At 67.5% G+C, this 11,438-nt stretch carries 1 protein-coding gene; it reads left to right on the top strand.

The annotated features are described in order from the left end of the window. On the top strand, positions 1–11,438 hold an 11,438-nt coding region (locus ACXRVZ_RS26735), incomplete at both ends, for a hypothetical protein (RefSeq protein WP_458233055.1).

The following is an 11,438-nucleotide window of genomic DNA, read 5'->3' as shown; positions in this document are numbered from 1 at the left end:
GGCTCGATGTCCACCGCACAGATCGCCTCGCTGAGCACCCTGCAGGTCAAGGGCCTGACGACCGGCGACATGGCCGCGTTGACGACGGCTCAAGTTGCCGCGCTGACCTCCACGCAGGCCGGCGCGCTGTCCACTGCGCAACTGGCTGCCATCGAGACAGGCGACATCAAGTCGATCTCGACGGTTGCACTGCGCAACCTGTCCTCCGGCCAGTTGGATGCGCTGACCAGCGACCAACTGCGCGCGCTGAGCAGCACGCAGATCAATGCGCTGACCACTGCGCAAGTCAACACCCTCGGCACCGCCGACCTGAACCGCCTGACCAGCGACCAGTTCTCCAACCTGTCCTCCGGCCAGGTGCAAGCGCTGAACACCACACAGCTGGGCAACCTCGCGACGGACAACCTGAACGCACTGGGTACGGCCCAGTTCGCGGCGCTGACTTCCAGTCAGTTCGGTTCGCTGACGACCGGCCAGCTCGCCAAGCTGGAGACCGCCGACCTGCGCGCCGTGACGACCGCGGCCCTTGGTGGCCTGTCGTCCGACCAGGTGGGCGCGCTCGCCAGCGACGCTGTGGGTTCGATGTCCACCGCGCAGATCGCCTCTCTGAGCACCGGCCAGGTCAAGGGCCTGACCACCGGCGACATGGCCGCGTTGACGACGGCCCAAGTTGCCGCGCTGACTTCCACGCAAGCCGGCGCACTGTCCACTGCACAGATCGCCGCCGTCGAAACCGGCGACATCAAGTCGATCTCGACGGCCGCCCTGCGCAACCTGTCGTCTGACCAGTTGGACGCATTCACCAGCGATCAACTCCGCGCGCTGAGCAGCACGCAGATCAACGCGCTGACCACAGCCCAGGTCAACACCCTCGGCACAGCCGACCTGAACCGCCTCACCAGCGACCAGTTCTCCAACCTGTCTTCGGGCCAGGTGCAGGCGCTGAACACCACGCAGCTGGGTAACCTCGCCACCGACAACCTGAACGCGCTGGGCACCGCCCAGTTCGCGGCGCTGACCTCCAGCCAGTTCGGTTCGCTGACCACCGCTCAGCTCGCGAAGCTGGAGACGGCCGACCTGCGCGCCGTGACGACCGCGGCGCTGGGCGGCCTGTCGTCCGACCAGGTGGGCGCGCTCGCCAGCGACGCCGTGGGCTCGATGTCCACCGCGCAGATCGCCTCGCTGAGCACCCTGCAAGTCAAGGGCCTGACCACCGGCGACATGGCTGCGCTGACGACCGGCCAGGTTGCTGCGTTGACCTCGACGCAAGCCGGCTCACTGTCCACCGCCCAGCTCGCCGCCGTTGAAACCGGCGATATCAAGTCCATCTCGACAGCCGCTCTGCGCAACCTGAGCTCCGGCCAGCTTGATGCGCTGACCAGCGACCAGCTGCGCGCGCTGAGCAGCACGCAGATCAATGCGCTGACCACGGCGCAAGTCAACACGCTGGGCACCGCCGACCTGAACAGCCTGACCAGCGGCCAGTTCGCCAACCTGTCCTCCGGCCAGGTCCAGGCGCTGAACACAACGCAGCTGGGCAACCTCGCAACGGACAACCTGAACGCGCTGGGCACTGCCCAGTTCGCCACGCTGACCTCCGGCCAATTCGGTTCGCTGACGACCGCCCAGCTCGCCAAGCTGGAGACGGCCGACCTGCGTGCCGTGACGACCGCGGCCCTTGGTGGCCTGTCGTCCGACCAGGTGGGTGCCTTGGCGAGCGACGCCGTGGGCTCGATGTCCACCGCACAGATCGCCTCGCTGAGCACCCTGCAGGTCAAGGGCCTGACCACCGGCGACATGGCCGCCCTGACGACCGGCCAGGTTGCCGCGCTGACCTCTACGCAAGCCGGCGCACTGTCCACTGCACAGATCGCCGCGGTTGAAACCGGCGACATCAAGTCGATCTCGACCGCTGCACTGCGCAACCTGTCCTCCGACCAGCTCGATGCCTTCACCAGCGATCAACTCCGCGCGCTGAGCAGCACGCAGATCAATGCGCTGACGACAGCCCAAGTCAACACGCTCGGCACCGCCGACCTGAACCGCCTCACCAGCGACCAGTTCTCAAACCTGTCCTCCGGCCAGGTGCAAGCGCTGAACACCACGCAGCTGGGCAATCTCGCCACCGACAACCTGAACGCGCTCGGCACCGCGCAGTTCGCGGCACTGACCTCCGGCCAGTTCGGCAGCCTGACAACCGGCCAGCTCGCCAAGCTGGAGACGGCCGACCTGCGCGCCGTGACGACTGCGGCGCTGGGCGGCCTGTCGTCTGACCAGGTGGGTGCGCTCGCCAGCGATGCCGTGGGCTCGATGTCCACCGCACAGATCGCCTCGCTGAGCACTGGCCAGGTCAAGGGCCTGACAACCGGCGACATGGCGGCGTTGACGACCGGCCAGGTTGCTGCGCTGACCTCGACGCAAGCCGGCGCACTGTCCACTGCACAGCTCGCCGCTGTTGAAACCGGCGATATCAAGTCGATCTCGACAGCCGCTCTGCGCAACCTGAGCTCCGGCCAACTGGATGGGCTGACCAGCGACCAACTGCGTGCCCTCAGCAGCACGCAGCTCAACGCACTGACGTCCACCCAGGTCAACACGCTCGGCACCGCCGACCTGAACCGCCTCACCAGCGACCAGTTCTCCAATCTGTCCTCGACCCAAGTCCAGGCGCTGACCAGCACGCAGCTGGGTAACCTCGCCACCGACAACCTGAACGCGCTGGGCACCAGCCAGTTCGCCGCGCTGACCTCCGGCCAGTTCGGTTCGCTGACCACCGCCCAGCTCGCCAAGCTGGAGACGGCCGACCTGCGCGCCGTGACGACCGCGGCCCTTGGCGGCTTGTCGTCCGACCAAGTGGGTGCGCTCGCCAGCGACGCCGTGGGCTCGATGTCCACCGCGCAGATTGCCTCGCTGAGCACCAGCCAGGTCAAGGGCCTGACAACCGGTGATATGGCCGCCCTGACGACGGGCCAGGTTGCCGCGCTGACCTCCACGCAAGCCGGCGCGCTGTCCACTGCACAGATCGCCGCCGTCGAAACCGGCGACATCAAGTCGATCTCGACCGCCGCTCTGCGCAACCTGTCGTCTGACCAGCTCGATGCCTTCACCAGCGACCAACTGCGCGCGCTGAGCAGCACGCAGATCAATGCGCTGACGACAGCCCAAGTCAACACGCTGGGTACGGCCGACCTGAACCGCCTGACCAGCGATCAGTTCTCCAACCTGTCCTCCGGCCAGGTCCAGGCGCTGAACACCACGCAGCTGGGCAACCTCGCCACCGACAACCTGAACGCACTGGGCACCGCCCAATTCGCGGCGCTGACGTCCAGCCAGTTCGGTTCGCTGACCACCGCCCAAATCGCCAAGTTGGAAACGGCCGACCTGCGTGCTGTCAGCACCACCGCCCTCGGCGGCCTGTCGTCCGACCAGGTGGGTGCGCTCGCCAGCGACGCCGTGGGCTCGATGTCCACCGCGCAGATCGCCTCGTTGAGCACCCTGCAAGTCAAGGGCCTGACGACCGGCGACATGGCCGCGCTGACGACGGGCCAGGTTGCCGCGCTGACCTCGACGCAGGCCGGCGCCCTGTCCACCGGCCAACTCGCCGCTGTTGAAACCGGCGACATCAAGTCGATCTCGACAGCCGCCCTGCGCAACCTGTCGTCTGACCAACTCGATGCCTTCACCAGCGACCAACTGCGCGCGCTGAGCAGCACGCAACTCAATGCACTGACGACAGCACAGGTCAACACGCTGGGTACGGCTGACCTGAACCGCCTCACGAGCGACCAGTTCTCCAACTTGTCCTCCGGCCAGGTCCAGGCGCTGAACACCACGCAGCTGGGCAACCTCGCCACCGACAACCTGAACGCGCTGGGCACCGCCCAGTTCGCGGCGCTGACCTCCAGCCAGTTCGGTTCACTGACGACCGCTCAGCTTGCCAAGCTGGAGACGGCCGACCTGCGTGCCGTGACGACCGCGGCCCTTGGTGGCCTGTCGTCCGACCAGGTGGGTGCCTTGGCCAGCGACGCTGTGGGCTCGATGTCGACCGCGCAGATCGCCTCGCTGAGCACCTTGCAAGTCAAGGGCCTGACCACCGGCGACATGGCTGCGCTGACGACCGGCCAGGTTGCTGCGTTGACCTCGACGCAAGCAGGCGCACTGTCCACCGCCCAGCTCGCCGCCGTTGAAACCGGCGACATCAAGTCCATCTCGACAGCCGCTCTGCGCAACCTGACCTCCGGCCAGCTTGATGCGCTGACCAGCGACCAGCTGCGCGCGCTGAGCAGCACGCAGATCAATGCGCTGACCACGGCGCAAGTCAACACGCTGGGCACCGCTGACCTGAACAGCCTCACGAGCGGCCAGTTCGCCAACCTGTCCTCGACCCAAGTCCAGGCGCTGACCAGCACGCAGCTGGGCAATCTCGCCACCGACAACCTGAACGCGCTGGGCACCAGCCAGTTCGCTTCGCTGACCTCCGGCCAGTTCGGTTCGCTGACCACCGCCCAACTGGCCAAGCTGGAAACAGCGGACCTTCGCGCCGTGACGACTGCKGCCCTYGGCGGCCTGTCGTCCGACCAGGTGGGCGCACTCGCCAGCGACGCCGTGGGCTCGATGTCCACCGCACAGATCGCCTCGCTGAGCACCAGCCAGGTCAAGGGCCTGACAACCGGTGATATGGCCGCGTTGACGACCGGCCAAGTTGCCGCGCTGACCTCCACGCAAGCCGGCGCGCTGTCCACTGCACAGATCGCCGCCGTCGAAACCGGCGACATCAAGTCGATCTCGACGACTGCACTGCGCAACCTGTCGTCTGACCAGCTCGATGCCTTCACCAGCGATCAACTCCGCGCGCTGAGCAGCACRCAGATCAATGCGCTGACCACTACCCAGGTCAACACGCTGGGTACGGCCGACCTGAACAGCCTCACCAGCGGCCAGTTCGCCAACCTGTCCTCGACCCAAGTCCAGGCGCTGAACACCACGCAACTGGGCAACCTCGCCACCGACAACCTGAACGCGCTGGGCACCGCGCAGTTCGCGGCGCTGACCTCCAGCCAGTTCGGTAGCCTGACAACCGGTCAACTCGCCAAGCTGGAAACAGCTGACCTGCGTGCCGTGACGACCGCAGCCCTTGGTGGCCTGTCGTCCGACCAGGTGGGTGCGCTCGCCAGCGACGCTGTGGGCTCGATGTCCACCGCACAGATCGCCTCGCTGAGCACCGGCCAGGTCAAGGGCCTGACCACCGGTGACATGGCCGCGCTGACGACGGCCCAAGTTGCCGCGCTGACCTCGACGCAGGCCGGCGCCCTGTCCACCGGCCAACTCGCCGCTGTTGAAACCGGCGACATCAAGTCGATCTCGACCGCCGCTCTGCGCAACCTGACCTCCGGCCAGCTCGATGGGCTGACCAGCGACCAACTGCGTGCCCTCAGCAGCACGCAGCTCAATGCGCTGACGTCCACCCAGGTCAACACGCTCGGCACCGCCGACCTGAACCGCCTGACCAGCGACCAGTTCTCCAATCTGTCCTCGACCCAAGTCCAGGCGCTGACCAGCACACAGCTCGGCAACCTCGCCACCGACAACCTGAACGCGCTGGGCACCAGCCAGTTCGCCGCGCTGACCTCCGGCCAGTTCGGCAGCCTGACGACCGCCCAGCTCGCGAAGCTGGAGACGGCCGACCTGCGCGCCGTGACGACCGCTGCCCTTGGCGGCCTGTCGTCTGACCAGGTGGGTGCCTTGGCCAGCGACGCCGTGGGCTCGATGTCCACCGCACAGATCGCCTCGCTGAGCACCCTGCAAGTCAAGGGCCTGACGACCGGCGACATGGCCGCGCTGACAACGGGCCAGGTTGCTGCGCTCACTTCCACGCAAGCCGGCGCGCTGTCCACCGGCCAACTCGCCGCCGTCGAAACCGGCGACATCAAGTCGATCTCGACAGCCGCGCTGCGCAACCTGTCTTCCGATCAGCTTGACGCCTTCACCAGCGATCAACTGCGCGCGCTGAGCAGCACGCAGATCAATGCGCTGACCACGGCCCAAGTCAACACCCTGGGCACCGCCGACCTGAACAGCCTCACCAGCGGCCAGTTCGCCAACCTGTCCTCGACCCAAGTCCAGGCGCTGACCAGCACGCAGCTGGGCAACCTCGCGACGGACAACCTGAACGCGCTGGGCACCAGCCAGTTCGCCGCGCTGACCTCCAGCCAATTCGGCTCGCTGACCACCGCCCAACTGGCCAAGCTGGAAACCGCCGACCTCCGCGCGGTCTCGACCTCGGCCATCAATGGCCTGTCGTCCGACCAGGTCGGTGCACTGGCCAGCGACGCCGTGGGCTCGATGTCCACAGCACAAGTCGCCTCCCTCGGCACCACGCAGATCAAGGGCCTCACCACGGGCGACATGGCTGCGCTGACGACCGGCCAGGTCGCCGCGCTGACCTCCACGCAGGCGGCAGCCCTGTCCACCGCCCAGATTGCTGCCATCGAAACCGGCGACATCAAGTCCATCTCGACGGCCGCACTGCGCAACCTGTCTTCCGGCCAGCTCGACGCACTCACCAGCGACCAGCTGCGCTCGCTGAGCTCCACCCAGCTCAACGCGCTGAGCACCTCGCCGCAGGTGGTCAATCTGTCGACCGCCGACCTGAACGTGCTGACGACGGGCCAGATCGCGAACCTGTCCACGGCCCAGGTCCAGGCGCTGACCTCGACCCAGCTCGGCAACCTGGCGACGGACAACCTCAACGCGATGGGCACCACCCAGTTCGCGACGCTCAGTTCCACCCAGTTCGGTGCGCTCACCACCGCTCAACTGGCCAAGCTGGAGACGGCTGACGTGCGTGCCGTGACGACCRGCGCCCTTGGCGGCCTGTCGTCCGATCAGATCGGTGCCCTCGCCAGCGACGCCGTGGGCTCGATGTCCACCGCGCAGATCGCCTCGCTGAGCACTGGCCAGGTCAAGGGCCTGACCACCGGCGACATGGCCGCGCTGACGACGGCACAAGTCGCCGCGCTGACCTCCACGCAGGCCGGCGCCCTATCCACCGGCCAACTCGCCGCCATCGAAACGGGCGACATCAAGTCCATCTCGACGGCCGCGCTGCGCAACCTGTCTTCCGACCAGCTCGACGCCCTCACCAGCGACCAACTGCGTGCCCTGAGCAGCACGCAGCTGAACGCACTGACGACCGCCCAAGTCAACACGCTGGGTACCGCCGACCTGAACCGCCTCACCAGCGATCAGTTCTCCAACCTGTCGTCGGGCCAGGTCCAGGCGCTCTCCTCCACCCAGCTCGCCAATCTGGCGACTGACAACCTGAACGCGCTCGGCACCGCCCAGTTCGCCTCGCTGACCTCCAGCCAGTTCGGTGGCCTGACGACCGCTCAACTCGCCAAGCTGGAAACCGCCGACCTGCGTGCCGTGACGACTGCTGCCCTGGGCGGCCTGTCATCCGACCAGGTGGGCGCCCTGGCCAGCGACGCCGTGGGCTCGATGTCCACCGCTCAGATCGCGGTCCTCGGCACCACGCAGATCAAGGGCCTGACCACGGGTGACATGGCTGCCCTGACGACAGCCCAGGTCGGCGCACTGACGTCCACGCAAGCCGGCGCGCTGTCCACTGCACAACTGGCCGCCGTCGAGACCGGCGACATCAAGTCGATCTCGACCTCGGCGCTGCGCAACCTCTCGTCCGAGCAGCTCGACGCCTTCACCAGCGACCAGCTGCGCGCGCTGAGCAGCACGCAGATCAACGCGCTGACGACAGCCCAGGTCAACACGCTGGGCACGGCCGACCTGAACCGTCTGACCAGCGATCAGTTCTCCAACCTGTCCTCCGGCCAGGTCCAGGCGCTGAACACCACGCAACTGGGCAACCTCGCCACCGACAACCTGAACGCGCTCGGCACCGCGCAGTTCGCCGCGCTGACCTCCGGCCAGTTCGGTTCGCTGACCACCGCCCAGCTCGCCAAGCTGGAGACAGCCGACCTGCGTGCCGTGTCGACCGCGGCCCTCAGCGGCCTGTCGTCCGACCAGATCGGCGCCTTGGCCAGCGACGCCGTCGGCTCGATGTCCAGTGCGCAGATCGCCTCGCTCGGCACCGCCCAGATCAAGGGCCTGACGACCGGCGACATGGTCGCGCTGACTTCGGCCCAGGTCGCTGCGCTGACTTCCACGCAGGCCTCCGCCCTGTCCACCGCCCAACTCGCGGCCCTTGAGACGGCCGACATCAACGACATCTCCACGGCAGCGCTGCGCAGCCTGTCCACCGACCAGCTCGCCGCCTTCACCAGCGACCAGATGCGCGCGCTGTCTTCCGCACAGCTCAACGCGCTGAGCACCAGCCCGCAGTTCGCCAGCCTGTCCACCGCCGACCTGAACGCGCTGACGAGCGGCCAGATGGCCACCCTGTCCACGGCTCAGGTGCAGGCACTGACGAGCACGCAGCTGGGCAACATGAGCACCGACAACCTGAACGCGCTGAGCACCAGCCAGTTCGGCGTGCTGAGCTCCAGCCAGTTCGGATCCCTGACCACCGCCCAGCTGGCCAAGCTGGAAACGGCCGACCTCCGCGCGGTCTCGACCGCGGCCCTCAACGGCCTGTCGTCCGACCAGATCGGTGCACTGGCCAGCGACGCAGTGGGCTCGATGTCCACCGCGCAGATCGCCTCCCTCGGCACGGTCCAGGTCAAGGGCCTGACGACGGGTGACATGGCGGCGCTGACCAGCGCCCAGGTCGCCGCGCTGAACTCGACGCAAGCCGGCGCGCTGTCCACCGCACAACTGGCGGCCATCGAGACCGGCGACATCAAGTCGATCTCGACCTCGGCGCTGCGCAACCTCTCGTCCGAGCAGCTCGACGCCTTCACCAGCGACCAGCTGCGCGCGCTGAGCAGCACGCAGATCAACGCGCTGACGACGGCCCAGGTCAACACGCTCGGCACGGCCGACCTGAACCGCCTCACCAGCGACCAGTTCGGCAACCTGTCCTCGACCCAAGTTCAGGCACTGACCAGCACGCAGCTGGGCAACCTCGCCACCGACAACCTGAACGCGCTGGGCACCAGCCAGTTCGCCGCACTGACCTCCGGCCAGTTCGGTTCGCTGACGACCGCCCAGCTCGCCAAGCTGGAGACGGCCGACCTGCGTGCCGTGTCGACGACGGCGCTCAACGCGCTGAGCTCCGACCAGATCGGCGCGCTCGCCAGTGATGCCGTCGGCGCGCTGTCCAGCGCCCAGATCGGCGCGCTCGGCACGACGCAGATCAAGGGCCTGACGACGGGCGACATGGCGGCGCTGACCACGGGCCAGGTCGCTGCGCTGACCTCCACGCAGGCCGGTGCTCTGTCCACCGCGCAACTGGCCGCCATCGAGTCCGGTGACATCAGGTCCCTCTCGACTGCCGCGCTGCGCAACCTGACGTCCGAGCAGCTTGACGCCTTCACCAGCGACCAGCTGCGCTCGTTGAGCAGCACGCAGGTCAACAACCTGACCACGGCTCAGATCAACACGCTGGGCACGGCCGACCTGAACCGCCTGACCAGCGACCAGTTCTCCAACCTGTCCTCGACCCAGGTCCAGGCGCTGACCAGCACGCAGCTCGGCAACCTCGCCACCGACAACCTGAACGCGCTCGGCACCAGCCAGTTCGCCTCGCTGACCTCCGGCCAGTTCGGTGCGCTGACCACTGCCCAGCTCGCCAAGCTGGAGACGGCCGACGTCCGCGCGGTCTCGACCGCTGCCCTCAACGCGCTGAGTTCCGACCAGATCGGCGCCCTGACCAGCGACGGCGTCGCCGCGCTGAGCACCGCCCAGGTGGCAGCGCTCGGCACGACGCAGATCCTCGGCCTGAACACGGCCGACATGGCCGCGCTCAGCTCCAGCCAGATCGGCGCGCTGACCTCCGTGCAGGCCGATGTGCTGTCCACTGCTCAGCTCGGTGCCATCAGCACCGGTGACATCAAGTCGATCTCGACGGCTGCCCTGCGCAACCTGTCGTCCGAACAGCTTGACGCCCTCACCAGCGACCAGCTGCGCGCCCTGAGCAGCACGCAGATCACGGCACTGACGACCGACCAGGTCAACACCCTGGGCACGGCCGACCTGAACAGCCTGACCGCCAGCCAGTTCACCAACGTGTCCACGGCCCAGGTGCAGGCGCTGACGAGCACCCAGCTCGGCAACCTCGGCACCGACAACCTCAACGCGCTGGGCACCAGCCAGTTCGCCGCGCTGAGTTCCAGCCAGCTCGGTGCGCTGACCACCGGCCAGCTCCACGCGCTGGAAACGGCGGACCTCCGCGCGGTGACGACGACGGCGCTGGCCGGCTTGAGCTCCGACCAATTCGCTGCGTTCACGACGGAGCACATCGCCTCGCTGGGCACCAACCAGCTGGTGTCTCTGAGCACGCTGCAGATCAAGGGCCTGTCGGCCGCCGACATGACGGCCCTGACGTCGACGCAGGCCGCCGTGCTGACGACGGAGCAGGTTGCCTCGCTGTCCACGACGCAGATCATGGCCATCGAACCCGATGACCTGCTCCGGTTGTCCACAGGCGCCATTCGCGCGCTGACGGACACCCAGCTGGGCGCGCTGACGACCGATCAGCTGACCGGCCTTGCCGGCCGCGTGTCGGTCATGACGACGACGCAGATCAACCACCTGTCGACGGACGACCTGAACGCCTTCACGGCCTCGCAGTTCGGGGTGATGACCTCGGCACAAGTCCAGTCCTTCTCGACGGCCCAGATGGCCAAGCTGGAGAGCGACGACCTGCGTGCGCTAAGCACGGCCAACTTCGCGGCCCTGGGCACCGCCCAGATCGCGGCCCTGACGACGGCCCAGTTCGAAGACCTGAAGGTGACGCAGATCACCGCGCTGACCACGGCTCAGGCCGCGTCGCTGACGACCGACCAGGTCCACGCGCTGACGACCGAGCAGATCCACGGCCTGGAGACCGCCGACATCGCCGCGATGAGCATGGCGCAGCTTGACGCGCTGAGCGGTGCTRCCGTTGGCGAGATGAACGGCGCCCAGTTGAACGCCTACTTCGCGGTCACACCGATCGCGCTGGACCTGGACGGCCACGGCATCAACACGCTGGCTGCCGCCCAGGGCGTCAACTTCGACCTGCTGGGCACCGGCCTGGTGAACAAGGTCGGCTGGGTTGCGGGCAACGACGGCCTGCTGGTGATGGACCGCAACCACGACGGCGTCATCAACAACGGCAGCGAACTGTTTGGCATGGGCACCGTTCTGGCCAACGGCAAGCACGCCAAGGATGGCTACGTCGCCATGGCCGAGCAGGACACGAACCACGACGGCAAGCTGGACGCCAAGGACGCCAACTGGAAGGAACTGAAGGTCTGGGTCGACGCCAACCACGACGGCAAGACGGACAGCGGCGAGCTGAAGTCGCTGGACGAGCTGGGCGT

The sequence above is a fragment of the Roseateles sp. P5_E8 genome, assembly GCF_054177665.1.
Note: the sequence above shows the minus strand (reverse complement) of the source record. Positions and strands in the feature narration are given on the sequence as shown.